This is a genomic window from Candidatus Palauibacter sp. (assembly GCF_965216145.1).
Lineage (GTDB): Bacteria > Gemmatimonadota > Gemmatimonadetes > Palauibacterales > Palauibacteraceae > Palauibacter.
In genome coordinates, this window is sequence record NZ_OZ244149.1 from 3,583,651 (window position 1) to 3,607,970 (window position 24,320).

Annotated in this window: 20 protein-coding genes and 1 pseudogene; 8 read left to right on the plus strand and 13 right to left on the minus strand. The window is 70.1% G+C overall.

Annotated elements, in window-relative coordinates; all coding sequences use genetic code 11:
* Positions 1–119: 119 nt before the first annotated feature.
* Positions 120–668, minus strand: a pseudogene (locus ACOOHF_RS15450) (D-aminoacylase); the annotation flags it as partial.
* Positions 669–781: 113 nt separating this feature from the next.
* Here ACOOHF_RS15450 and hemE point away from each other — a divergent pair.
* Positions 782–1,795, plus strand: a complete 1,014-nt coding sequence (hemE, locus tag ACOOHF_RS15455; protein ID WP_420462343.1) for a uroporphyrinogen decarboxylase — start codon at positions 782–784, stop codon at positions 1,793–1,795.
* A 42-nt stretch (positions 1,796–1,837) separates the two neighbouring features.
* Here the strand turns inward: hemE and hemG are convergent, their stop codons facing one another.
* Complete coding sequence (hemG, locus tag ACOOHF_RS15460; RefSeq protein WP_420462344.1) at positions 1,838–3,103, minus strand: protoporphyrinogen oxidase; 1,266 nt, start codon at positions 3,101–3,103, stop codon at positions 1,838–1,840.
* 148 nt (positions 3,104–3,251) lie between these two features.
* Between hemG and hemH the strand changes: the two genes are divergently transcribed.
* Entirely contained in the window at positions 3,252–4,343 is a 1,092-nt protein-coding gene (gene hemH, locus ACOOHF_RS15465) for a ferrochelatase (RefSeq protein ID WP_420462345.1), read from the plus strand.
* On the opposite strand, the gene ACOOHF_RS15470 is transcribed toward hemH, so the two are convergent.
* Together ACOOHF_RS15470 and ACOOHF_RS15475 are read right to left on the minus strand one after the other, a co-directional pair.
* Positions 4,294–4,833: a DNA-3-methyladenine glycosylase I gene (locus ACOOHF_RS15470; RefSeq protein ID WP_419935718.1), complete on the minus strand. Its 540-nt coding sequence runs from the start codon at positions 4,831–4,833 to the stop codon at positions 4,294–4,296. The genes hemH and ACOOHF_RS15470 overlap by 50 nt on opposite strands.
* 53 nt (positions 4,834–4,886) lie before the next feature.
* Entirely contained in the window at positions 4,887–5,480 is a 594-nt protein-coding gene (locus tag ACOOHF_RS15475; protein WP_420462346.1) for a hypothetical protein, read from the minus strand.
* 147 nt (positions 5,481–5,627) lie between these two features.
* Between ACOOHF_RS15475 and ACOOHF_RS15480 the strand changes: the two genes are divergently transcribed.
* Positions 5,628–6,695, plus strand: coding sequence for a Glu/Leu/Phe/Val dehydrogenase dimerization domain-containing protein (locus ACOOHF_RS15480; RefSeq protein WP_420462347.1), 1,068 nt, complete (start codon positions 5,628–5,630; stop codon positions 6,693–6,695).
* Here the strand turns inward: ACOOHF_RS15480 and ACOOHF_RS15485 are convergent.
* The 9 genes from ACOOHF_RS15485 to ACOOHF_RS15525 form a co-directional block, all read right to left on the minus strand.
* Positions 6,679–7,287 (minus strand): nitroreductase family protein, encoded by a 609-nt coding sequence (locus ACOOHF_RS15485; RefSeq protein ID WP_420462348.1) that lies wholly within the window; start codon positions 7,285–7,287, stop codon positions 6,679–6,681. The genes ACOOHF_RS15480 and ACOOHF_RS15485 overlap by 17 nt on opposite strands.
* Positions 7,288–7,369: 82 nt before the next feature.
* Positions 7,370–8,800, minus strand: coding sequence for an amidohydrolase family protein (locus tag ACOOHF_RS15490; protein ID WP_420462349.1), 1,431 nt, complete (start codon positions 8,798–8,800; stop codon positions 7,370–7,372).
* A gap of 22 nt (positions 8,801–8,822) precedes the next feature.
* A complete protein-coding gene (locus ACOOHF_RS15495; RefSeq protein WP_419935723.1) occupies positions 8,823–10,259 on the minus strand; it encodes an amidohydrolase family protein in 1,437 nt (478 codons plus the stop codon).
* 134 nt (positions 10,260–10,393) lie between these two features.
* Positions 10,394–12,583 (minus strand): multicopper oxidase family protein, encoded by a 2,190-nt coding sequence (locus tag ACOOHF_RS15500; RefSeq protein WP_420462350.1) that lies wholly within the window; start codon positions 12,581–12,583, stop codon positions 10,394–10,396.
* Positions 12,583–13,374: an SDR family oxidoreductase gene (locus tag ACOOHF_RS15505; RefSeq protein WP_419935725.1), complete on the minus strand. Its 792-nt coding sequence runs from the start codon at positions 13,372–13,374 to the stop codon at positions 12,583–12,585. Before ACOOHF_RS15505 ends, ACOOHF_RS15500 begins: the two co-directional genes overlap by 1 nt.
* Positions 13,374–13,754, minus strand: coding sequence for a cupin domain-containing protein (locus tag ACOOHF_RS15510; RefSeq protein ID WP_419935726.1), 381 nt, complete (start codon positions 13,752–13,754; stop codon positions 13,374–13,376). Before ACOOHF_RS15510 ends, ACOOHF_RS15505 begins: the two co-directional genes overlap by 1 nt.
* A 67-nt stretch (positions 13,755–13,821) precedes the next feature.
* On the minus strand, positions 13,822–14,208 hold the full coding sequence (locus tag ACOOHF_RS15515; RefSeq protein WP_419935727.1) for a YybH family protein: 387 nt from the start codon (positions 14,206–14,208) through the stop codon (positions 13,822–13,824).
* A 115-nt stretch (positions 14,209–14,323) separates the two neighbouring features.
* Positions 14,324–15,217, minus strand: coding sequence for a hypothetical protein (locus tag ACOOHF_RS15520; protein ID WP_420462351.1), 894 nt, complete (start codon positions 15,215–15,217; stop codon positions 14,324–14,326).
* 17 nt (positions 15,218–15,234) lie between these two features.
* Positions 15,235–15,897 (minus strand): hypothetical protein, encoded by a 663-nt coding sequence (locus ACOOHF_RS15525; RefSeq protein ID WP_420462352.1) that lies wholly within the window; start codon positions 15,895–15,897, stop codon positions 15,235–15,237.
* Between the two features lie 264 nt (positions 15,898–16,161).
* Between ACOOHF_RS15525 and ACOOHF_RS15530 the strand changes: the two genes are divergently transcribed.
* From ACOOHF_RS15530 to ACOOHF_RS15550, 5 genes are all read left to right on the plus strand, one after another.
* Entirely contained in the window at positions 16,162–18,852 is a 2,691-nt protein-coding gene (locus tag ACOOHF_RS15530) for a PIG-L family deacetylase (RefSeq protein ID WP_420462353.1), read from the plus strand.
* Entirely contained in the window at positions 18,849–18,977 is a 129-nt protein-coding gene (locus tag ACOOHF_RS15535; protein WP_419165716.1) for a hypothetical protein, read from the plus strand. The genes ACOOHF_RS15530 and ACOOHF_RS15535 overlap by 4 nt, the downstream gene beginning before the upstream one ends.
* Positions 18,974–20,680: a sodium:solute symporter gene (locus ACOOHF_RS15540; protein ID WP_420462354.1), complete on the plus strand. Its 1,707-nt coding sequence runs from the start codon at positions 18,974–18,976 to the stop codon at positions 20,678–20,680. The genes ACOOHF_RS15535 and ACOOHF_RS15540 overlap by 4 nt, the downstream gene beginning before the upstream one ends.
* Positions 20,681–20,831: 151 nt before the next feature.
* On the plus strand, positions 20,832–22,499 hold the full coding sequence (locus ACOOHF_RS15545; RefSeq protein ID WP_419935732.1) for a formate--tetrahydrofolate ligase: 1,668 nt from the start codon (positions 20,832–20,834) through the stop codon (positions 22,497–22,499).
* Between the two features lie 19 nt (positions 22,500–22,518).
* The gene (locus ACOOHF_RS15550; RefSeq protein ID WP_420462355.1) at positions 22,519–24,309 is read left to right on the plus strand and encodes a hypothetical protein; all 1,791 of its coding nucleotides are present in this window, start codon (positions 22,519–22,521) and stop codon (positions 24,307–24,309) included.
* The last annotated feature ends 11 nt before the right edge of the window (positions 24,310–24,320 follow it).

The window sequence follows — 24,320 nt, forward strand, 5'->3', positions numbered from 1 at the left end:
GCCTCGACGAGCGGGAAGAGTTCGGAGGTCTCGCTCCAGATCCCGGGCACGTACTCGAGCCCCGCGCTGAGGCCGTACGCGCCCTCCGCCATCCCCTGCTCGACCAGTTCCGTCATGCGCTCGACCTCGGCCGGCGTCGAGGGCCGCATGAAGTCGTCGCCGAGCGCCATGCCGCGGATCGTGTTGTGGCCGACCATGAGCGCCGCGTTCGGCCCGTGGCCGCGCGACTCGAGGCGCGCGCGCTGGTCCGCGATCGGCCACGGGGACCCGCCGTCCTGGTTGACCACGACGGTGGTGACGCCCTGGCTCACCAGGTTGGGGGCCGCGCGGCGGCGCGCGCCCTCGCTCCCGGCGTCTCCCGCCGCGTCGAGGTCGTCGTCCGCGTGCGAGTGGATGTCGACGAATCCGGGGACGACGTACCGCCCGTCGAGTTCGATCACGCGCTCGCCGGTCGCGTTCGACAGATCCCCGACCGCGGCGATCCGGCCGCCCCGGATCCCGATGTCCGCGCGGAACCACGGGTTCCCCGTGCCGTCCAGCACCCGCCCCCCGCGCAGCACGATGTCGAAGCTCTGGTTCTGCGCCCCCTCCTGCGCGGACAGAGGCGGTGAACTGACGATTCCGAGGGTGACGGCACACAGCAGCGTGCGGGCGGCGCGGCGGTTCATGATCGCTCCACTGTGATGGACCCGGGTTCCGGCACCGCAAGCTACGCCCGCGCACGCACGGGTCCAACCCGCCGGTTTGCGCCTCAAGGGTGGCCGCCGTAGATCGGCGGGCAATGAACGATCTCCTTCTCCGCGCGCTGTCGCGCGAACCCGTGGAACGGACTCCCGTGTGGTTCATGCGGCAGGCCGGCCGTTCCCTCCCCGCGTACCGCGAGCTGAGGCGGGAGCGCGGTTTCCTCGAACTCGTCCGCGATCCGGAAGCGGCGGCGCACGTCACGCGGCTGCCGCTGGCTTACTTCGACGTGGACGCGCTGGTCCTGTTCATGGATCTGTCGACGCCGTTCGAGGCGGCCGGGGTCGAGGTGGAACTCCGTCCCGGCGTGGGACCCGTCCCCCTGCCTCCGTGGGGGGGGCTCGAGGACGTGGACCGGCTGCGTCCCTTCGACCCGCGGGAGCGTCTCGACTTCGTGCTCGAGGCGATCCGCCTGCTCGCGGCCGACGCGGAGCGGCCCGTGATCGGCTTCGTCGGGGCGCCGTTCACTCTCTGCTCATACCTGGCCCGCGGGCCGCGCGACAGCCGCCTCGCGCAACTGCGGGGCTTCATGCTCCGTAGGCCCGGGTTGTGGGACCGGTTGGCCGGTTTCTGGGCCGAACACCTCGCCGAGTTCGCCATCGCGCAGCACGAAGCCGGCGCCGGCGCGATCCAGGTGTTCGACTCGTGGTGTGGCGTCCTCGATCCCGACAGCTATCGAGCCCACGTGCTTCCCCATTCCCGGCGTCTCCTGGAGCGACTTGCCGAGCGCGGAATTCCGACCGTGCACTACGGCGCCGCGCACCCGGCCTTCGCGGAGGCCGGCGGAGACGCGATCGGGGTCGACTGGCGCCTGCCCCTGGACGAAGCGTGGGAGCGAATCGGCACGGAACGCGCGATCCAGGGAAACCTCGACCCCGCCCGCATCCTGGCCGGCGAGGAAGCGGCTCGGGCCGGGACGCGCGACGTCCTGCGCCGCGCCGGGGGACGGCCGGGGCACATCTTCAACCTTGGGCACGGCCTGCACCCCGATTCCGACCCCCGCGTGATCGCTGCCGTGGTCGATGAAGTGCACCGCTGGAGCCCGCCGGGCTGACGCCGAGAGAGCGTCCGGGGACGTTCCCGCGGGAACGCGGCCTTACCGTTTCGCGGCGATTCGCAGGGCGACGGCCTCGGCTTCGGCGATACGACTCGAGATGCCCAGGCGCCCGGTGTAGCCGGCCGCGAGCGTGATCCCGCGGGGGAGTTCGAGACCGTCGAGCGCCGCCCACGAGTCGTCGTACGCCGGCAGCCGCGGCCGCGCCGTGCGGATCGGGGCCGCCGCCGCCCCGTGGATCGCCTCGTACTCGGCGGCGGCCGTCGACTCGAGACGAGCGGAGTCCCAGCCGGCGACCTCGGGATCGAGACCACCCCCGAGGTAGGCGGTGCAGACGCCCTCGCGCCCGAAGAGCGACGCGTTCCACGTGACGCCGCGAGTGCGCCAGCGTTCGCCGAACGCGACCTGGAAGCCGAACCCCTCCCCCGCCCCCTCGACGTCGAGCGGGCACACGACGATCGGGTTGTACCGTAGCCGGGAGAGCCGGTCGGCGGCCTCCGGCGACACGGTCCGCAGGAGGCGGGCCGCGTCGGGCGCCGGCGTCGTGATGACGACTTCGTCGACGACCTCGGCGTCGGGACGCGCGCCGCCGTGCCCGATCTCGAACCCCCGTCCGGAGCGCCGCAGTACCTCGACGGGGGCCGAAAGCCGCACCCGCTCCCGGTGCCGCGCCGCGATCGCCGACGGCAGCGTCGACATGCCGGCGCGGAAGGTGCACGCGGAGGGCGACGCCCCGGGCTTCCAGCGGCGGGCCGCCGCTAGCAGGCTGCGCCTCACTCCGAGCGACCCGAGGAGTATCGGCAGGACGCGGCCCGCCGGCATGGTCTCCGGATCCGACCCGAAGGTGGCGGAGATGAGCGGCCCGAACAGCCGCCGGTAGGCTTCGCCCCCGCCCTTGCGGCGGAAGTAGCGGGCCACCGACTCGCCCGGATCGAGCCCACCGGTGAACGGTTCGAGCGCCACCCGCGCGCGCCCCGCCGGTGACAGCAGGTCCCCCGCAAGGAGTCCTCCGGGGCGGGTCGGCACGACGCGCAGCCCCCCGCGCGCCCAGATGAAGAGCCGCGCTCCGGGTTTCGCCTCGAGGATCTCCGGGCCGAGTTCGAGGTCTTCCACGAGCCGCCGCACGGGCGCCACGAGCCGCGTCCGCTGCGGGCCGAGTTCGACCACGCGGCCGCGGTGGCGCGTGGTCCGGATCACGCCACCGACCTCCCCGGACCTCTCGAACAGGATCGAGTCGACGCCCAGCCGGGCGAGCGCGTGCGTGAGCGCCAGCCCGGTGATCCCTCCGCCGATGATTCCGACTCGCATGCCCTCCCCCTTCAGACCGCCGACCGGAGGCGGCAAGCTCCCGGGCGGTTGCGAGACGGGCAAGCCGGGGACGCGGCCGATATGTTCCCTCCCCGCGCCCCGCCCCCCGTAACCGGCGGGGTCGTCACGGACCCCGAGATGACGACAGATGCCGAGCCCCGCCCCCCGACCCGCCGTCCTGCTCCTGAACTTCGGTGAACCGGGCACGCCGGACCCCGGCGCCGTCACCCGCTTCCTCGAGCGGATCTTCCTCGCCAACGCGCGACTGGAACCGGACATCGACCCGGCGGCCGCACGCGAACGAAGCCGCGAACTCGCGCGGCGGCGGACCCCGGGCCTCCTCGAAGCCTACAAGCGGATCGGGGGCTCGCCGCTCGACCGGCAGGCGGCCGCCCAGGCGGACGCGCTGCAGCAGGCCCTCGATGCTCGTGGTCGCCCGATGGACAGCGCGGTGGGGATGCAGTTCACCGACCCCTCAATCGAGGAGGCGCTGGCCGGGCTGAGGGGGCGCGGTGCCGCCTCCATCGTGGCCGTGCCGGTTTACCCCCTCTGCGGCCCGTCCACCTCGGTCGCGGCTCTGGCCGAGGTCGACGGGGCGCTCGACCGGCTCGGCTGGCGTCCCGAGGTGCGGCGCGTCACGGGCTGGCATCGGCACCCCGGCTACGTCGGGCTGCGCGCGGCGGCGATCCGTCGAACCGCGGCCGACGCGGGCTGGAGCCTGAACGACCCGGCCCTGTGCCTCGTGTTCAGCGCGCACGGAACGCCGCTTCGCTACGTCGAGGAGGGCTCCCGCTACGTGGACTATGTCGAGGAGTGGTGCGAGACCCTCGCCCGCGCACTCGGGGTCGCGGCGTGGACGCTCGGCTACCAGAACCACTCGAACCGCGGGATCGCCTGGACCCAGCCCGGGATCGAAGCCGCGCTGCAGAGCCTCTCGGGCGTGTCGAAGGTCCTCGTCGACCCCATCAGCTTCATGCATGAGCAGTCGGAAACGCTCATGGAGCTGGACGTGGAACTGGCGGCGGAAGCCGCGGCACTCGGCCTCGAGTTCGAGCGCGTGGGGGTCCCGCACGACGACAGGGCGTTCGCCGAGGTGCTGGCGGATCTGACGCTGGCGGCGCTGGGGGCCGAGGTTCCGGGTCTTCCCCGCCGCACCTCGTGCCACTGCCGGCCCGGGGCCGATCTGTGCTTCAACGGCGCGCCAGCCGACGGACTTCCTCGTGCCGGAAGCACGATGTGACGTGGTCGTTCACCATGCCGGCCCCCTGCATGTACGCGTAGCAGATCGTGGGCCCCACGAAGCGAAACCCTCGCTTCCGTAGCGCCTTCGACATGCGTTCAGACTCCCGCGTGGACGCCGGCACTTCCCTCGGCTCCCGCCAGCGGTTGCGGAGCGTCCGTCCCCCCGTGAACGACCAGACGAAGGCGTCGAACGTCCCGAACTCCTCCTGAATCTCGAGGAAGCGCGCCCCGTTCGTCACCGTCGCCTCGATCTTCGCCCGGTTGCGAACAATGGAGGCATCACCTCGAAGACGCTTTATATCATCTTCAGTAAACAACGATACAACAGAAGGATCAAATGTTTTGAACGCCTGACGAAAAGCTTCCCGTTTGTGGAGGATGACCGCCCACGAGAGACCGGCCTGGAACGCGTCGAGGACGAGGAACTCGAAGTGAATGCGATCGTCCGACACCGGAACGCCCCACTCGGTGTCGTGATACGCCACCATGCGCGCCTCGCGACCCGCCCATGTGCAGCGGGAGAGGCCGTCGCCTGTCGGGCTCAGCTCTCGGGGGGCGCGGTGAGGTGTTCGATCACGCGGCCGCCGACGCTCGCGACCTGTCCGCGGATCACGCAGGCGAGCATGTCGGCGGCCTCGCGCAGCAGCGACGCCGGCTCCCGACGGTCCCCCTCGAAGCGTACGACCTCGCCGAGGAAGATGCCGACGAGTTGCGTGGACGAGGAGTGGTCGCCGTCCGACCCGGACGCCGCGTCATACCCGGACCCCGGTACGCTCGCTTTCCACGGCTCGTCCGGTTCACGCCCCCCGCGCGCGGCCCGCTCCATGGGGACGAGCGCGAGCAGGCTGCCTTCCAGCCCCGGCCCGCCCTTCCGGACATTGAGGGCGAGCGCCACCGGCTTGTCGAAGAGGTCCATGTGGAGGAAGTCCTGGACGCTCCCGCCCGGGATCGCGCAGCGGCCGATGGCCCGCTTCTCGTGGAAGGAGCCGATGCACACGGTGCCGTTCGGCGTCAGCTCGTGTTCGATCGGGTGGACGTCGAGCTTGACGGGGGAGGCGGTGCCGACGAGGACGTGTTCCCGGCGGCTCTCGTCCTCCCGCGACGGCGGCAGCATATCTCCGAAGTACAATGTCATCCCATCGCCCTCCGATCCCGCGTCGCCATCGCACGCCCCTGGCTGACCGATACGCTCGACCTGACCCCCGGGTTCCGCAACGTCGCCGGCGAGGGATGCGTACGATACCCTGGTCCACGCTCGCAACCTTCTGCGGACGGAGAGGAAATGACCCGGAGCTTCCTCGATTGCATCGAAGCCTGGGGGGGCGAAGCCGTCGTCTCCTGGCACGACCGCGCTACCGGCAGCTGGATCTTCATCGCCATGCACGACACGCGGCTCGGGCCGGCGACGGGCGGCACCCGGATGACCTCGTACGAGACCCCGGTGGACGGGCTCGTGGACGCCATGCGCCTGGCCGAGGGCATGACATACAAGTGGGCGAGCGTCGGGATGCGCTTCGGCGGCGGCAAGGCCGTACTCGCCGTCCCCGCGGAGCTGGATCCGGAGGCGCGCGCCGGGCTCATCGACCGGTACGCCGCGCGTCTCGTTTCGCTCCGGGGTGCCTTCCAGACCGGCGTCGACCTCGGGACGACGCCCGACGACATGGTCCGTATCGGGGCCATCTCCGGCTACGCCGTGGGCCTGGTCGACGGAAAGCCGGGCGACCCTGGTCCGTACACGGCGCTGGGCGTGTTCGCCGGGATGCGCGCCGCCCTCGAGCACCGCTTCGGTGACGCGGACTTCGCCGGCCGATCCGTGCTCATCCAGGGGCTGGGTGACGTCGGAGTCCCCCTGGCGGGACTGCTGGCCGAGGCGGGCGCGACGCTCCATCTGACGGACGTTCGGGAGGCGGCCGCCATCGAGGCGAGCGAGCGCTTCGGCGGCTCCGTGGTGTCCGTCGCGCACATGTGGGACGTCGAGGTCGACGTGTACGCACCCTGCGCGGTCGGGGCCACGCTCAACCCCGACACGATCCCCCGACTCACGTGCTCGATCGTCGCGGGCTCCGCCAACAACCAGCTCCTCTCGAAGGCCGACGCCGAGGCGCTGCACGAGCGCGGGATCCTGTACGCACCCGACTATGTGATCAACGCCGGGGGGGCCGTCGCCTTCGGCAACATCCATCAGGGGGAGCGGGACCCGGCCCGCCTCCGGGCCCGCGTCGAGCGGATCGGGTCGGCGCTCCGGGAGATGTTCGAGGAGGCGGCCGCCGCCGGAGAGTCGCCGCTGCACGCAGCCCACCGCTACGCACAAGGGTTCCTCGCCCGCCACGCCGCTAGCGGCGGGAGGTGATGCGGTCCAGCGGCTTCCTGGTGATGTCGGGAACGAGCGCGTCCGCCGCCGGATAGCCGACGACGAGGATCAGGAAGGGCCGCTCGTTCGGGGGCCGGTCGAGGATCTCGTTGAGGAAGCCCATCGGACTCGGTGTGTGCGTGAGCGTGGCGAGTCCCGCGTGGTGGAGCGCGGTGAGGAGGATCCCGGTGGCGATGCCGACGGATTCCGTCACGTAGTAGTTCTTGAGCTTCTCTTCCCCGCGCAGTTCGTACTTCTCGGCGAAGATGGCGATGAGTACGGGCGCGGTCTCGAGGAACGGTTTCTGTTCGTCCGTCCCCAGGTGGGCGAGCGCCTCGAGCCACTCGGGCGGGGCGCGGTGCTCGTAGAAGTCCAGCTCCTCGTGCTCGGCCGCTTCCCGGATGCGGCGCTTGACGGCGGGGTCGCGGACCACGACGAAGTGCCAGGGCTGCCGGTTCGCGCCGTTGGGGGCCGTGCCCGCCGCCTCGATGCAGACGTCGATGACCTCCCCGGGCACCGGTTCGGGGGAGTAGTCCCGGACGGTCCGCCGACGCCGCATCTCGTCCCGGAAGGCCCGGGCGCGCCGTGCCATCTCGGCCTCGTCATGCCGCGTGAAGGTCGAGAGCGGGACCGGACGGTACGATCCCCCGTCCGTCATCGCGCGGACAGAGAGATCAGCGGATCCCCACGAGACCGCGGGTCGCCTGGATCAGCTCGGGGGAGTCGTACCCGACACCGTCCTTGAACACCCAGCGAACCGCGCGGATGGTGTACGGATCGAGTTCGAGATCGCCGGCCAGTACCACGAGGTCCGCCACCTTCCCCGCCTCAATGGTGCCCAGCTCCCCGTCGACCCCCAGGATCCTGGCGCCATTCGCGCTCACCACCTGGACCGCCTGCGACGTGGAAAGCCCCGCTTCGATCAGGAGTTCGAAGTTCCTCTGGTTCCCGAACCCCGGGAGGGCTCCGCCGTTACCCGTCGGGTCGACCCCCGCCGCGAGCAGTCCGCCCGCGTCGACGAACGCCTTTTCGAAGCGCAGTTCGTTCTGGAAGTTGGACGGATCCGGACCGACCTCCTGGATCCTGCCGCGCTCGTCGAGGTACGCCTCCCGCAGGTCGGGGGTCATCAGGTCGAGCGTGCGATCATCCACCACGGGACGGTCCGGGAAGAACGCCTCGTACACCGCCAGCGTGGCGGTGAGTCCCACGCCGGCCTCCACCATCGCTTCGATCGTCTCCATCGCGACCGCTCCGGTCGGATCGGAGCCGCCGGCGCGCTGCATGATGTCGCCGGGACAGCGGTCCGGCTCCTTGTCCGGGACGAAATCGGAGGCCGTCAGCATCCCGTGCTCGAGGTTGTCGATGCCGAGCGCGACCGCCTCCTGGAAGCTGACCGAACACAGGTGCCCGGTGACGCGGAGCCCCAGCCGGTGCGCCTCCTCGATGGCGACTCCCAGTTCCGCGCTCCCGATCGACGTGTACGCCTTCAACCAGGTCGCCCCCTCCCCCGCCCAGTACTCGACGAAGCGTCGCGCCTGCTCGGGCGAGGTCATGCGCGCCTGGTGGGGGGCACCCGACGGGCCGGTGATGTAGGGCGCGGTGAGGTGGATTCGCGGCCCGGGCGAGTCGCCGCGGTCAATGGCCTCCTTGAGGTGCACGTCCGCGAACGGCGTGACGCTGCCGGTCGTCCGGATCGTCGTGACCCCGGACCCCAGGTACAGCCTCGGCGCGCTGTATCCGAGCTGCACGCGGCGGCCCCCAACCGCCGTGTAAAAGAGGTGGTCGTGCATACCGACCATACCCGGAATCACGGTGTGCCCGCTCAGATCGTGCCGCTCGGCGCCGTCCGGCACGCTGACGGCAGAGGATGGACCCACGGCGGCGATCCGGCCGTCCTGCAGCAGTACGGTCTGGTCGTGCAGAATGGGGCCGCCCGTGCCATCGACGACGCGGACGTTCTCGAGCGCCACGATCGGCGCGCGCACCGCCACATAGTCGCGCGTCTCCTCGGACAGCTGGCCGTAGCCCTGGCCCGCGAGCGGCCCTGCGAGCCCACCCGCCATCGCTGCCGCGGTCAGTGCCGCGAAGATCCTGGACATCGTCATTTCCTCTCTCCCCGATCCGGCGTCAGCGGATCCCTACCATCCCCTTCACGGAATCGATCAGCTTCTCCGAGTCGTAGCCCACGCCGTCCTTGAACACGACGGTCACGTTCCTGATGATCTCGGAGTCCGATTCGAGGTCGCCCTCGAGCACGACGAGATCCGCGAGCTTCCCGGGTTCGATCGTCCCGACTTCATCGTCCACCCCCATGATGCGGGCCCCGTTGGCGCTCATGATTCGCACGACGGTCGGCGCATCGAAGCCCGCCTCGATGAGGAGCTGGTAGTTGCGCTGGTCTCCGAAGCCTGCGATCGCCCCTCCGATCCCGGTCGGGTCCACGCCGGCGGCGAGCACGCCCCCCGCTTCGACGAAGCCCCGCTCGAACGCCATGTTCTTCTGGAGGTGCGCCTCGGTCATGGGCCATTCGGGGTTCGCCTCGATCGCATCCACGGTTTCGAGGTAGTCCTCGCGCACCTCCGGCGCCATCGCCTCGAGCGTCCGCTCTTCAAGAACGGCCCGGCCCTTCGTCATGGGTTCGATCACGGCCATCGTCGACGTCATCCCCACCCCGTTCTCGACCATCGAGAGGATGAGGGCTCGCGCCGTTTCCCCGGCCGGGTCCCCCTGCTCGCCGACCACGACCATGGAGTTCGGCGGGCACTCGTCGGGCCGCTTGCGCGGGTCGAAGTCCGTTGCGGTCCCGAAGCCGTGCTCGATGTTGTCCATCCCCAGGTCGACGGCCTCCTGGAAGGTGATCGAGCAGATGTGTCCCGTGACCCGAAGCCCCCGCGCGTGCGCCTCCTCGATGACAGCGGCGAGTTCCGCGCGGCGAATCGTCGTGTACGCCTTGATCCAGGAGACTCCCTCCCCGGCCCAGTAGCGGACGAAGCGGCGGGCTTCCTCGGGCGTCGTCACCTGCGCCATGTCTCCGAGCGCCGGATTTGGTCCGGTCACGTAGGGGGCGGTCACATGCATGCGCGGCCCCGGCGCGAGCCCCCGCTCGATGTTCGACTTCACATTCAGGTCGGCGTAGGGCGAGACGCTGCCCGTGGTGCGGATCGTCGTGACCCCCGCGGCGAGGTAGAGGCGCGGCGACGAGACCATGCCCTGGGACATGCGGCCGCCGGCGCCCATGAAGAACATGTGGTTGTGCAGCCCGATCATGCCGGGGATCACGGTGTGTCCCGACAGGTCGCGCACGTCCGCCCCGGCGGGCACGTCCACGGAGCCGGCGGGACCCACGGCGGTGATGCGGTTCCCCTCGATGACGACCGTCTGGTTCGGTCGCGCACCCGTCCCCGTGCCGTCGATGACCTTGACGCCGATGAGGACGACGGTCGGACCGGCGATGGCCACGAAGTCGGAGGTCTCGGGGGTGAGTTCGGCCGCAGCCTGGGCCGGCAGGCGGGCCGGCGCGAGCAGGAGGACGAGGGCGACGGGCGTCGCGATGAACTTCTTCATTGCAATCTCCTCGGGGCGTCGGGGCGAAGCCGTACGATCCGATTCGGGAAACCTACCGCGGGCCCGCCATCCCGGCAGCCGGACGCCCTCCGCGCCCGGGGTCTCCGCCGGCGGCAAGGAGGCGGGCGAACGGGTCACGGCTCCACCGTGAACACCATCTTCATGCCCGCTTCGAGGTGCTCCGCGATATGGCAGTGCAGCATCCAGCGCCCCGGGTTCGAGAGTTCGAGCAGGATGTCGAGCGCGCCGCCCACCGGGACGACCGCCGTGTCCTTCCACGCCAGGTTCTCGTTCTCGACACCGTTCGTCGCCAGCACGAGAAACCGCTGCCCGTGAATGTGGATCGGATGCTGCATCTGGTGCAGCGTCTCGCGCCGGCTCCGGATCCTGAGCTTGACGACGTCCCCCACCCGGAAGGTCCACTCGATGGCCTCGTTCTCGCGTCCCGTGGCGGGTTCGCGGAGCGTCCACGAGACGTTCTCGGGCGTCGACATGAGGTTCATCATCGGCATCGTGCCCGACCACTCGATGGGGTGGAAGTAGGCCGAGTCCACCTGCATCAGACGTTCGACCACGAGGGGCAGGTCGCGCACCGTCATGTCGAGTTCGAGCGTCTTCTCGATCGGTCCGCCGAAGAGGGGGCGATAGGGCGCGATCTCCTCCCGCACCCGGGCATCCTCGCGCAGCGCGCCGAAGGCCGCGGTGAGGTCGGGCGCCGCGGCCTCGGACCCGACGCGGACCACGCCGAGGACGTCCTCTTCCGGGAAGAAGCTCCCCCCGACGTGGTCGATCCCCTGGACCCCGTTCAACATCCGGTACTCCCCGCTCTCGGGGAAAGCGACGTGGACGATGTAGCGCTCGGCCGGCGCGATGATGACGCTCTCGACCCACGCCTCGCGCTCGAAGTTCCCGATGTCCGCGCCGACCAGCTTCATCGGCGCCCCGTCGAACGAGACGTTGAAGGTCCGCGTGTTCGACGCATTGGTGAAGAAGAAGCGCACGACGGTACCGCGCGGTACGCTCAACTCGTAGTCGGGCTCGCCGTTCACGAGCATCGTGTTCCCGAAGCGGCCCATGAGGGCGTGCGTGGCCCGCTCCAGGCCGAAGGGGACGAGCCCGTGCTCGCCGAGGAGGAGGTCGTCGAGCATGACGATCTCCTCGACATGGGCGGGGCCGTAGTAGTCGGGATCGCTCGCGCGCACCATGAGGTTGCCGGCCAGCCCCAGGTCCTGCTGCACGTCTTCCCGGTGATGGGGGTGATACCAGTATAGGCCCGGGTCCGGGAAGCGGACGGTGTAGCGGAACGTCTCCCCGGGCTCGATCGGGTCCTGCGTGACGCCCGGCACGCCATCGGAGGCGTTGTCGAGGCGGAGGCCGTGCCAGTGGATCGCGGTCGGCCAGTCGATCCGGTTCGTGAAGTCGATCGTCACGGTCGCGTCCTCGGGGACCCAGAGGAGGGGCCCGGGGATCTGCCCGTTGAAGCCGTAGCCGAGGAGTTCGCGGTTCCCGACCCGCCGCCGCACGTAGACCGCGTCGAGTTCCAGGGAGTCGCCGTCCCGGAGTTCGATCAGTTCGCGCGGTTGCGCGTCGACGATCTCGCCCTCCCAGCCATCGCCCGGGAGCCAGGCTTCCACGTCCGGCCGCAGCTGCATGAGCGAGGGCAGCATCATCACGCCTTCCGGCATCGGCACGTCGGCCCACGGGTCATCCGGCGACATCGTGTGGCCGGCGTGGCCGGCGGCGGCGGGATCACCGGGCAGCGGCACGTCCGGGTCGATCCTCGAGGCTCCGAGCGCGAACTCGAGGAAGTCGGCGGGCTGCATGCGGCTCGACGGCGATTGCGCACGCAGAACGTACGGCCCGGTCGGTTCGGGACCCACGGTCGCCTCGGCGGTGATGAGGATGATGAACTTGTTGAAGCCGACCTGCCCGACGGCGGCGCGTCCGCTCGCCGGCACCTCGCCGAGGGGCTCGATGGGCCACAGGACCTGCGTGGACGCCCAGGCGACGTACCGGTCGTACGGGCCGAGCGTCGAAGGGGGCGGCAGGTCGGTCGAGATCACCGCGTCGTAGAGCAGCCGCCCGTCCGGCGTCACCGCCATGGAGAACGGACCCGCCGGGCGGCGCAGTTCGACCGAACCGGTGGCGCCGGGGACCCGCGCCGTGGGGAGGAGCGTCATGCAGTACAGGTCCGGGCTCGCCACTACCGCACCCGCCTCGTCGGGCGTGCATGGCACGGCCTCCTGCGCGGCCGCCGTCCCGGTAGCCAGCCCGGGCACGACCGCCCCGACCCCGAGCCACAGCGCGGCGGTCGCGATGCGCATCAGTAGAGGGCCCGGGTGCGACCCCCGTCCACGGCGACGGACACCCCCGTCACATAGCTGGCCCGCTCCGACGCGAGAAACGCGACGACCGCGGCGAATTCGCGCGCTTCACCGAGACGCCCGGCGGGGATCGCCGCGTTCCACCCCGCCTCCACCTCTTCCGTCGAGATCCCCCCGGCTTCGGCGCGGACGGCGGCCAGTTCGTCCAGCCTCGCGGTGCGCGTGAAGCCCGGGAGCACGTTGTTGACCGTCACGCCGAACGCCGCGACCTCGTTCGAGAGCGACTTCGCGAAGCCGGTCACGGCCGCCCGCACGCTGTTCGAGAGGATGAGGCCGTCCACGGGTTCCTTCACCGCGATGGAGGTGATGTTGAGAATCCGTCCCCACCCGCGCTCCTTCATGCCCGGTAGCACCGCGCGGGTGAGCTGGAGCGCACTCTCGAGGTTGAGCCGGACGGCGGCCTGCCAGGCCGCCGCATCGTGCGCCTCGAACGGGCCGGCGGGCGGCCCGCCGGCGTTATTCACCAGGATGTCGACGCGGCCGAACCGATCGAGCGCCGCCTCGGCGAGCGCGGCCACCTGGGCGGGCTCGGAGAGGTCGACGGGGATCCCCAGCACCTCCCCCGGACCCCGCCCGTCGGCCGAGGCGACGGCCTCCGCCAGCGCCTCCTCTCCCCGCGCGCACATGACCAGATGCGTCCCCTCGGCAGCCAGTTCCTCCGCCACGGCCCGTCCGAGCCCCTGCGAAGAGGCGGCGACGAGGGCGACGCGGCCCTCGATTCCGAAATCCATCAGTCGTCCGTGTCGTGGAAGTAGCTGTCCGTCCCGTCGAGCCAGTCCGCTCTCGGGGGACAGAAGATATCCAGGTCCAGCGTCTTCTCGAGCGCCACCGCCTTGTGCGGAACGTGCGATGGAATGTGGAGGACCTCTCCGGCGCTCACGACGACTTCCTCGCTCCCGTCCTCGCCCAGCCAGAAGTGAAGCGCGCCTTCCAGGATATATGTGAACTGTTCGTTCTCATGGGAGTGCGTGGGGACGACCGCCCCCTTCTCGATCAGCACCTGCGCGATCATGGCCCGTTCCCCCGTGACCATGCGGCGTCCCAGCTGCGTGGTCACGGGCTCCCAGGGCAGGTCCTTCCACTTGAACAGCCGGGCTTTCGCTTCGCTCATGTTCTCTCCTCTCCGAGTGGTGTGTGTCCGAGTAGTGCGTGCCCGATCCGGCATCCGGGCCGGCGACTCACCCCCGCGAGTCGCTGTTGAATATCTCCGCGACGGCCTTCCAGACGCCATCGGATCCCGCCCGATAGATGACGAGGTACTTCCCGTGTTCCTGGAGCAGCGCGCCGTGGGGTGGGCGCAGCGTTCGGTTGAAGCGGCCGATCTCGTAGCCAAGGTCGCCGGAGGCCTCCACCTCGCGCGCTTCGATCGTGAGCGCGACGAGGCCATGCTCCGGGGCCGCGAGCCAGAAATCGCGGATCGCGTCGAGGCCCCGCACCGTCGCACCGCCCGACGGCATGAGCGTGGCGTCGGCCGCGTAGAACGCGGTCACCATCGCGTCCAGCTCCAGACGGCGGATCCTCGCCGCCCGGTCGGCCGATATCTGGCGGATCACGGCTTCACTCACCTGCATGGACCTTCGTCGGATACTCTCGCAACCCGAACCCCGCCTCCCCCTGACGACCGGCCGGCCGCGTGGCGCGGACGTGTTCGCGAACGTAGCCACGTTTCGCCACGGGCTGCTAGGGTCCGCCGCCGAGCACCCAGGCGACGCCGGCGCGAAGGCTCCAGTCTCCGCTCATTTCCGAGTACCCGTGCCCGAGGCCGGCATCGATCGCGAGCTTTGCGCGCCGCCACTCGACGCTCGCCCGGACTTCTCCGAGGTCGCCCGCTCCGATGGGCGAGACCCGCCTCGTGCTGGCCCGCCCTCGGGTGCCCAGGGAGAGCCCCCAGTTGGGATGCACCTGCCACAGAGACTCGAAGGCGTACGCGAAGACATCGTTCTGCTCGAATGACCGCGTGGGCGCCTCCAGGATGCCAACCCCGAACAAACCCGTAGCGCGCCAGCGCGCAGAGACCCAGGAAAACAGGGCCGCGATCGTGACGTCGGTCGTATTGGGGCCGATCCCTCGGGTCTCGTCGGAGTTCGGGAGCTTCACGCCGAGGTGGCCGCCCGCCGAGAAGCCCTCCGGTCCGCCGAGGGGCGCGAAGGAAACCGCCAACTCGAAGTCGCCCACGTCCCGGGTCGTCCCGCCCTCGATCGCCGGATCGAGTTCCAACGCCGGCCGCCGGTCACGCGCCTCGATGGACAGGACCTGCCGGGCGGCCCCCCGTACCTGGAACACGACTCGCGGTCCGACCGCCCAGATGGCGTGGACCACGGGCGCGGAGGTCAGGTCTCCCCGCAGTCCACCCAGGGGGAACGCCGCGTTGCTGACGCGCGTCACGCCGACGCCGATCAGCGCATCGCCGGCACGCGCCGCACCGACGCCCTGCACGAGTCCGTCGCGCCGCAACTGTCCCGCCGCCGGAGCGGCGCCCGCGAGCCCGATCGCGACCGCAACGAAAAACGAGAGCCCGACGCGGTTGCGCCGGGCCCTCGAGATCCAGCGTGACGCGGACCGGCCGCGGGACATGGGCCGGTCGTTGCCGCTCAGCTTCGAGCCGCCTCCATTATCTGGGCCACATAGATGTCCAGCCGCGCCACGACTTCGATCGTCTCCGCCTGGCTCCCCGCGTTCGCGAGTTCCCGGGCCAGATCCAGCAGCAGGCCGCGAACTGCCATTGGATCGCCCTCCCCCACGGAAGGGATGTCGGCCACGGCGGCCTCCTCGGCCGGCGCTTCCGGGACCTCCGGCGCCGCCGGCGCCGACGCGGCCTCGGCCCTCGCCAACCGTCGCTTCACCTGCAGGGGGTACTTTGCGTGGAACTGTCTGGGGGAGAGTTCCGCAATGGAGGAATCGATCTCGCAGGCGCCCGCGAACAGGTCTGCGTTCTTGACGTCGGGATTCTCATCGAGAGTGCGCACCACGAACTCCATGACGTCCTCGCCCGACGCGGGGGCGGGGGCCGCCGCAGGGGCGGGCGCGGGCGCAGCTTGCGGCTCGGGAGCGGGCGCCTGCTCGGCGGCGGCCGACACGGTCATCCGACGCTTCACCTGCAGCGGATACTTGGCGTGAAACTGTCTCGCAGTGAGGTCCCCGATGCTCCCGTCGATCGCACAGGCGCCCGCAAACAGGGTCGCGTTCTTCACCCCGGGGTCATTCTCGAGTTCTTTCTCTATGAACTGCATGACGGTCTCATTCAGGGTGCTCATGCTGTCTCCCTTTCTTGACATGGTACGCGTCCCGTATAGAAGCGGCCGGCGTGGAGTATGATCATCTACAGGAATACTCCAACCCTCGTTCCTCCAAGTCAACTGTCCCACTCCGTTTATGGGGCGGAGGCCGCCCACGGGTCTCCGGGCTTTTCCGGCGCGCCCATCTTCGACTCCTCTCGGGCGGGCGAGGTGTCGGGCCGGGCGAAGACGGCTCGCAGCGACGAGTACCGTGGCCCCCGCCCCGACCTTAGCTTCTCGTCCATGCGACACCGAGCGATGTACGCCCTGATCGCCTCCGCGGCCTGCGGCCTCCTTCCGACGCTCGCACACGCGCAGGGATCCCGGCTGCCGGGCGCGATCGAAGCCGGCCTCATCCTGCGGCAGGTGGACGGCGTGAAGCGGGTACTCGTCGTCGCGGCCCACCCCGATGACGAGGACACCGCGCTCCTCACGACGCTCGCTCGCGGCTGGGGCGTCGAGGCCGCCTATTTCTCGTTCACGCGGGGCGAAGGCGGCCAGAATCTCATCGGGACGGAACTCGGCGAAGGCCTCGGCATCATCCGCTCCGGCGAACTTCTGGCCGCCCGAGCCATCGACGGGGCGCGGCAGTACTTCGGCCGCGCGTTCGACTTCGGCTACTCCAAGTCCGCCGAAGAGACCTTCTCCAAGTGGGAGCGCGAACGCGTCCTCTCCGACCTCGTGTGGACGATCCGGCACTTCCGTCCCCATGTGCTCGTCACCATGTGGAGCGGGACCGCGAGCGACGGGCACGGACATCACCATGTTGCAGGGATACTGGCGCACGAGGCTTTCGAGGCCGCGGGTGACCCGGCGCGTTTCCCGGAACAACTCGCGGCGGGGGTGGAGCCGTGGGCGCCGCTGAAACTGTACCGCCGTCCGCTCTTCGAACCCGGCGCCACCGCGATCGGGATCGAGACCGGCACTCTCGACCCCCTGCTGGGCCTCTCGCACCATCAGGTCGCGATGGCGAGCCGTAGCCAGCACCGGTCGCAGGACTTCGGGACGGCCCTGCCCCCCGGACCCCGCTCCACCCGCCTGTCGCTCGTGGCATCGCGCGTCGGGGCCGAGGCGGACGCGCCCCTGCTGGCGGGGGTCGACACCACGCTGGCCGCGCTGGCCGTCGAACTCGGAGAGGGCGGCGAGGCGGAGATCCGTGCGTACCGGGATGCGATCCGCGAGGCTGCGGAGACGCTGGTCGCGACCCGTCCCGAGGCGGCGCTGCCACCGCTGGCCGAAGCGCTGCGGCGGCTGGACACCCTGCGCGACATGGCCCCGGCGGACCCCGCGCGGGAAGTGCGCCGCGAACTCGACCGGCGCGCCCTGCTGCTGCAGCGGGCGATCCTCGCCCTGACCGGGGTGCGCATGGAACTCCGGGCGCGCGACGACATCATCGTCCCGGGCCAGACCGTCCTCGTCGAGGCGCGGGTGTGGAGCGGCGCGGGCACCGCCATCGAACTCGACCCTCCGCTCATCGAGGCGCCCGCCGGGTGGACCGTCGAGGGGCTCGGCCCGGAGGCGGAGGCGGAGCCCGACGATCTGGGAACGTTCGCGCGGTTCTTCCGGCAGGAGGACACGGTCCGGGACCCCGCCGCCGCCACCCGGATCGCGGCGGGTGAACTCGCATTGTGGCGCTACGCCGTGACGGTGCCGGAGGATGCCCGGCCCACATCGCCGTGGTTCCTCGACCTCGCGCGCGATGGCGACCTGTACCAGTGGCCGGAGGAGCCCGCGGTCCGGGCCCTCCCCTTCCGCCCTCCGTCCCTTCACGGCCGCATGGCCGCCACCCTGTCGACCGGGGGAGAACGTCTCCGCGTCGAGATCGAGGACCCAGTGCGATTCCGGGGTGTGGACGGCGTCACCGGGGAGTTCTGGCGGCCGGTGCTGGTGGCTCCGCGGGTGTCCGTCGAGCCGGAGACGGGGACGATGATCTGGCCGACGGATCGTGGGGGGGCACGCGACATCGCGTTCCGACTCGAGAGCCACGCCCCGGATCCGGTATCGGGAGAGGTGGAACTCGAGCTCCCGGCGGGGTGGCAGGCGACGCCGCGACGGGTGCGGTTCGAGCTGCCCGGCGAAGGGAGCGTCCAGGGCGTGAGCTTCTCGGTAGAGCCGCCCGGCGGGGCCGGCGAGGGCGAGTTCCTCGCGCGACCCCGACTTCGAACCGAACGGGGAGAGGACGCGGCGCTCCACGCGACGATCATCGACTATCCACACATCGAGCCGAGGCTGCTGGCCTCCGATCCCTCGATGCGCATCGTGCGCTTCTCCGTTCGGGTCGCCGACCGGCGGGTGGGTTATGTGATGGGCTCGGGAGATGCCGGTCCCGAGGCGATCCGGCAGCTCGGGCTCGAGGTCGAGTTGATCGAACCCGGCGACTGGGAGGCCGAACGGCTCGACCGGTTCGACACGATCGTGCTCGGCGTCCGCGCCTACGAGGTGCGCGAGGACCTGATCGCGGCGAACGCGGAACTGCTGGACTGGGTCGAGCGCGGCGGCACTGCGGTCGTCCAGTACAATCGCTACGAGTTCAACCGGGGCGCCTACGCGCCGTATCCGATCACGATCGGGAGACCCGCCCCGCGCGTGACGCGGGAGGACGCACCGGTCACCCTCCTCGACGGGGCGGCTCCCCTCCTCGTGGAGCCCAACCACCTCGGCCCGGGTGACTTCGAGGGCTGGGTCCAGGAACGCGGCCTCTACTTCCCCTCCGAATGGGATCCGCGATACCAGGCGCTGCTCGAAATGGCCGACCCCGGCGAACCTCCGCAGCGCGGCAGCCTCCTTGCCGCGCCGGTCGGCCGCGGTCTGTACATTCACACGTCGTTGTCCTTCTTTCGACAGCTACGCGCCGGCGTCCCCGGCGCCTTTCGTCTGTGGGCGAACCTGATCTCGCTCGACGGGCGCCGCTGGAGGGAGATCACCGCGCCGTGAAGGACGACCGCATCGGCATCTTCCGCAGCTGGCGCGCCCTCTATGTGTCGGTCATCGCCTACACGTTCGCGCTCATCGTCGTCCTCTATCTCGTCACGCGACTGCTTGACTTCAGCGTGCCGTGAGCGCAGTCGACTGGCTGGTCTTTACGGTCTACTTCGGGGCCGTGGTCACGTTCGCCTGGTACCAGAGCCGACGCAACCGGGGCATCGAGGGGTTCTTCCTCGCCAATCGCCGCATGGGTTGGGGTGCGATCGGTCTCTCCGTGATGGCGACGCAGGCGAGTGCCATCACCTACATCGGGACGACCGGGCAGGCGTTCGACGACGGCATGGAATTCGTCCAGTTCTATCTGGGCCAGCCGATCGCGATGGTCATCCTCTGCGTCCTCTTCGTCCCCTTCTTCCACCGATCGAAGATCTATACGGCCTACGAGTACCTCGAGCGGCGCTTCGACGCGAAGACCCGCTCGATGACGAGTTTCCTGTTTCTCATGTCGCGGGGACTCGCGGCGGGAATCGTGCTGTACGCGCCCGCCATCGTGCTTTCCGTCATCATGGGCTGGGACGAACGCGTGACGATCCTGGTCATGGGACTGATCACGGTCGCGTACACGATCATGGGCGGGATCACCGCGGTCATCTGGACGGACGTCATACAGATGCTGGTGATGTTCGCGGGTATAGGAATCGCGCTGGCGGTACTGTTCGCGACGCTTCCGGAGGGAGTCGGCGTAGCCGACGTGGCCTATATCGGGGGCATCCACGAGATGTGGAAGAGTATCGACCTCTCGTGGGATCCCACGGACCGCTACACGCTGTGGTCCGGGCTCATCGGCGGGCTCTTTCTCGCACTCGGATACTTCGGAACGGACCAGAGCCAGGTCCAGCGCTATCTCACCGCCAGCTCCCTTCGACAGAGTCGATTGTCCCTCATATTCAACGCGTTCGTCAAGGTCCCGATGCAGATTTTCATCCTCGCGATCGGGGTGCTGCTCTACGTCTTCTATCACTTCGAGCGACCGCCGCTGGTCTTCAATTCGGCCGAAGTCGCCGTGGTCGAGGAGAGCGACCGGGGGGAGGAGTTCGCCGGACTGGAGGTGGCGCACGAGCGGACGCACGAACTCCGCCGCACCGCGACCTTCGAACTTCTGGAGGCCCGGCGGAGCGGGGGCGATCTCCAGCCCCCCCAACGGCGGATCGCCGCCTACAACGACGAACTCGAACGTCTGCGCGAGGAATCCAAGACACTGGTCGCCGAAGTACGCGGGGCCTCGTCCAACGATGTGAACTATGTCTTTCCGACCTATCTGATCACGTATGTTCCGGCCGGGATCCTCGGTCTCCTCATCGCCGTCATCTTCGCGGCCGCGATGTCGTCGCTCGACTCGGAACTCACCGCGCTGTCGAGCGCCACGGTCATCGACTTCTACCGACGACACTTCAAGCCGGACGGCAGCGATGCCCATTATCTCCTCGTATCCCGACTCGCGACGCTCGCGTGGGGCGGGTTCGCCGTCCTGTTCGCGCTCTACGTCGGCCAACTCGGGTCTCTCGTCGAGGCGGTCAACGAGGTGGGCTCGATCTTCTACGGTTCCCTGCTCGGGGTCTTCCTGCTCGCCTTCCTCGTGAAGCGCGCGACGGCGGCCGGGGCTTTCTATGGCTTGATATTCGCCATTTGTTCGGTGATCGCGGTGTCGCGGTTCACGGATATCGCGTGGCTGTGGTACAACGTCGTCGGGACGGCGATTGTCCTCCTCGTCGGGTGTCTGGTCAGTCTCCTTGCCCGGCCCTCCGATCGGGGACGGACGGAGTCCGCGGCCGGGTAGCGGTCCGCGGGAAACCGGAGTCGGACGGTCCGCGATCCTCTTCGGAGCTTTTGCCGACGGGAGGCGCGCGGTAGAGTCTCCCGTCGAACACGCCGCGTCGGATCTCCTCGGCGCGGGATCAACCCACGGCAACTTCATCGGGACGGTACGGATGCTCACCGACGTACAGATCGCGGAAGCCGCCACGCCCTGGCCGATCGCCGAGATCGGGGCGAAGATCGGACTGGATCTCGACGAACTGGTTCCCTACGGGCACTACAAGGCGAAGGTCCGCCCGGAGTCCATCTTCTCGCGCGAACCCGGATCGGGCCGGCTCGTCCTCGTTACGGGGATCACGCCGACGGCCGCCGGCGAGGGCAAGACAACCGTCGCGGTCGGTCTCGCCGACGGCCTGCGTCGGGTAGGGGCGAATTCCGTCCTCTGCATCCGCGAGCCGAGCCTGGGGCCCGTGTTCGGCGTCAAGGGCGGCGCCGCGGGCGGAGGGTATTCTCAGGTGATCCCGATGTCGGACATCAACCTCCACTTCACCGGGGATCTGCACGCGATCACATCGGCCCACGCACTCCTCTCGGCGGCGCTCGACAACCACCTTCAGCAGGGGAACAGGCTCGGGATCGACCCGCGCCAGATCACGTGGCGCCGCGCCGTGGACATGAACGACAGGGCGCTGCGGAACATCGTCGTCGGGCTCGGGGGGCGGATCAACGGGGTGCCGCGAGAGGACGGCTTCATGATCACGGCCGCCTCGGAGGTGATGGCGATCTTCTGTCTCGCCGCCAGCCTGGAGGACCTGGAGGAGCGGCTGAGCAGCATCATCGTCGGATACGCCTACGGCGGCGAGCCGGTGCGGGCGCGCGAACTGAACGTGGCCGGGGCGATGACGCTGCTCCTGCGCGAGGCGATCGGGCCGAACCTCGTCCAGACGCTGGAGGGGACCCCGGCCTTCGTGCACGGCGGACCCTTCGCCAACATCGCCCACGGCTGCAACTCGCTCATGGCGACGCGGGCCGGGCTGGCGTTCGGCGACGTCGTGATCACGGAGGCCGGCTTCGGGTCGGATCTGGGCGCGGAGAAGTTCTTCGACATCAAGTGCCGCATCGGGGGCCTGAACCCCGAGGCTACCGTGCTCGTGGCCACGATCCGGGCGCTAAAGCTGCACGGCGGCGGAGACCGGTCGGCGCTTTCGACGCCCGATGCGGGGGCCGTCCGCAGAGGGCTCGTTAACCTCGGCGCGCACGTGGAGAATGTCCGGGGCTTCGGAATCGAGCCCGTGGTCGCGATCAACGTGTTCGGGACCGATTCCGAGGAGGAGATCGCCGCCGTTGCGGAGGCGTGCGAGGCGCTGGGCGTCCGCTACGCCCGCTCGGAGGGTCACGCCCGGGGCGGCGAGGGGTGTGAAGACCTGGCACGGGCCGTCCTGGGGGCGCTGGAGGCGGGCTCGGGCGCGTATCGGCCCAGGTACGACGCCGAGGCGCCGATCAGGGACAAGATCGAGGCCATCGCGACGAACGTGTACGGGGCCGACGGCGTCGATTACACCGCGCGCGCCGCGAAGGACATACGACAGCTCGAGGCGGCGGGACTGGGGGATACGCCCGTGTGCATCGCCAAGACGCCGAACAGCCTGAGCGATGACCCGAGCCGGCTGGGGCGCCCCACCGGCTTCCGCATCACGGTGCAGGACGTGAGGCCCTCGGCGGGCGCAGGCTTCGTCGTCGCGCGGGCGGGCACCGTGATGACGATGCCCGGACTCCCGCGGGTGCCCGCCGCCGAAGGCATCCGGATCGTCGAGGGCGGGAGCGTGGTCGGGCTCTTCTGACGACATGATCGAGATCAAGATGTCGCCGGGGCGTCACGGGCAGGACGTGGAGCGCCGGCTCCGGGAGTGGGCCGAGCAGGACGCCGTCGCACGCCTCTGGCGGAGGGACGCGACCCTGTGGTCGTCGGACCCGGAGACGCCCGAACTGGCCGACCGGCTCGGCTGGCTCGACCTTCCGGAGACGTCCCCCGGCGCACTCGGCCCGGTCGAGGAGCTGCGAGCGAGCGTGCCCTTCTGGTTCACCGACCTCGTCCTGCTCGGCATGGGCGGTTCCAGCCTCGCCCCTGAGGTGATCGCCCGCACGATGCCGGGCGAGGGGCTGCCGCTCACGCTCGTCGATACGACGCACCCGGCGGCGATCCGCGACCTCGACTGGTTGAGGCCGGCGAACTCGCTCTTTGTCGTGGCGAGTAAATCGGGGACCACTGTGGAGACGCTCTCCCTGTTCCGGCACTTCTGGTCGCGGACCGCCGAGGTCGTCGAGGATCCCGGCGAACATTTCGTTGCGATTACCGATCGGGGCTCGCCTCTCGCCGAACTCGCGCGCGAGCGAGGGTTCCGGGCCGTGTTCGAAGCCCCGCCCGACGTGGGCGGCCGCTTTTCGGCCCTGGGCCCGTTCGGTCTCGTCCCGGCTGCGCTCGCGGGGGCCGATCTTCCGGCGCTCCTCGATGACGCCGTGATGGCCGCGGACGCGTGCAGGGACGACATCCGCCACAACCCGGGCTTCCTGCTCGGGGCGGCGCTGGGAGAGCTCGCGCTCGTGGGGCGGGACAAGCTCACTTTCGAGGCGAGTCCGGACTGGGCCGCGTTCCCCGAATGGGCGGAGCAACTCGTGGCCGAGAGTCTCGGCAAGGATGGCCGCGGCATCATCCCGATCATCGACGAACCGCCTCGGGACCCGGCCGCGTACGGGGATGACCGCGTCTTCGTCGGCCTCATCCTCGCGGGAGAGGCGGCGCGCGAGGCGGAGCAATGGGGTGACCTGGACGAAACGCCGGCTCGGCTCGACGCGCTCGAGGAAGCCGGTCACCCGGTCCTGCGCGTTCAGCTCGAACAGCCCGGGGAGCTGGGCGCTCTCTTCTTCGTCTGGGAGGTGGGCGTGGCCATGGCGGGGTCCGTCCTCGGCATCCACCCCTTCAACCAGCCGGACGTCCAGCTCGCCAAACGCCTCGCGCGGCTCGCCATGGCCGGCGACACGCCGCCGGACGGGAACCCCGACGAACCCTCGGCGGACGCCGATGCCGGCTCCGGGACCGGTCCGGAGGCCGACCCGGAGGCCGACCCGGAGGCCGACCCGGAGGCGGATGAGACCCTGGACCTGGTCTGGGAGCTGCCGCGCTTCGGTCACGCGCCTCCCCGCAATCCGCCAGCGCCCGACGTGGACGGGATCCGCTCCTGGGTACACGGTTTTCTCGACGAGGTGGAGCCCACGGACTACATCGCCGTGCAGGCGTATCTCGCGGGCGGCGAAGAGGAGGACGACCTGCTCGCGGCCCTCCGCGCGGCGCTGGCCGGGGCCACGGGAGCGGCCACGACGTTGGGCTACGGTCCGCGATTCCTCCACTCGACCGGTCAGCTGCACAAGGGGGGCGCCGACAACGGCGCCTTCCTGCAGCTTCTGGACGACGCGGGGGCGCATATCCACGTGCCCGAATCCGACTTCACCTTCCGGCAGCTCATCCGCGCCCAGGCGCTTGGGGACCTCGGGGCTCTTGCCGCGCGGGGGTGCCGGACTCTGCGGGTTCGCGTCGGGGGTCCGGAGGGCCTCGGCCTGCGTCGCCTGATCCAGCTCGTCGAGGAACGCGGGTAGCGAAGCGCCCT

Excerpts from the sequence above, each read along its gene's own strand:
- ACOOHF_RS15525 (WP_420462352.1), bottom strand. The coding sequence starts at position 15,897 with ATGAGCACCCTGAATGAGACCGTCATGCAGTTCATAGAGAAAGAACTC.
- hemH (WP_420462345.1), top strand. The coding sequence starts at position 3,252 with ATGCCGAGCCCCGCCCCCCGACCCGCCGTCCTGCTCCTGAACTTCGGT.
- ACOOHF_RS15475 (WP_420462346.1), bottom strand. The coding sequence starts at position 5,480 with ATGACATTGTACTTCGGAGATATGCTGCCGCCGTCGCGGGAGGACGAG.
- ACOOHF_RS15505 (WP_419935725.1), bottom strand. The coding sequence starts at position 13,374 with ATGGATTTCGGAATCGAGGGCCGCGTCGCCCTCGTCGCCGCCTCTTCG.
- ACOOHF_RS15520 (WP_420462351.1), bottom strand. The coding sequence starts at position 15,217 with ATGTCCCGCGGCCGGTCCGCGTCACGCTGGATCTCGAGGGCCCGGCGC.
- ACOOHF_RS15470 (WP_419935718.1), bottom strand. The coding sequence starts at position 4,833 with ATGGTGGCGTATCACGACACCGAGTGGGGCGTTCCGGTGTCGGACGAT.
- ACOOHF_RS15495 (WP_419935723.1), bottom strand. The coding sequence starts at position 10,259 with ATGAAGAAGTTCATCGCGACGCCCGTCGCCCTCGTCCTCCTGCTCGCG.
- hemE (WP_420462343.1), top strand. The coding sequence starts at position 782 with ATGAACGATCTCCTTCTCCGCGCGCTGTCGCGCGAACCCGTGGAACGG.
- ACOOHF_RS15550 (WP_420462355.1), top strand. The coding sequence starts at position 22,519 with ATGTCGCCGGGGCGTCACGGGCAGGACGTGGAGCGCCGGCTCCGGGAG.
- hemG (WP_420462344.1), bottom strand. The coding sequence starts at position 3,103 with ATGCGAGTCGGAATCATCGGCGGAGGGATCACCGGGCTGGCGCTCACG.
- ACOOHF_RS15530 (WP_420462353.1), top strand. The coding sequence starts at position 16,162 with ATGCGACACCGAGCGATGTACGCCCTGATCGCCTCCGCGGCCTGCGGC.
- ACOOHF_RS15500 (WP_420462350.1), bottom strand. The coding sequence starts at position 12,583 with ATGCGCATCGCGACCGCCGCGCTGTGGCTCGGGGTCGGGGCGGTCGTG.
- ACOOHF_RS15510 (WP_419935726.1), bottom strand. The coding sequence starts at position 13,754 with ATGAGCGAAGCGAAAGCCCGGCTGTTCAAGTGGAAGGACCTGCCCTGG.
- ACOOHF_RS15545 (WP_419935732.1), top strand. The coding sequence starts at position 20,832 with ATGCTCACCGACGTACAGATCGCGGAAGCCGCCACGCCCTGGCCGATC.
- ACOOHF_RS15480 (WP_420462347.1), top strand. The coding sequence starts at position 5,628 with ATGACCCGGAGCTTCCTCGATTGCATCGAAGCCTGGGGGGGCGAAGCC.
- ACOOHF_RS15485 (WP_420462348.1), bottom strand. The coding sequence starts at position 7,287 with ATGGCACGGCGCGCCCGGGCCTTCCGGGACGAGATGCGGCGTCGGCGG.
- ACOOHF_RS15490 (WP_420462349.1), bottom strand. The coding sequence starts at position 8,800 with ATGACGATGTCCAGGATCTTCGCGGCACTGACCGCGGCAGCGATGGCG.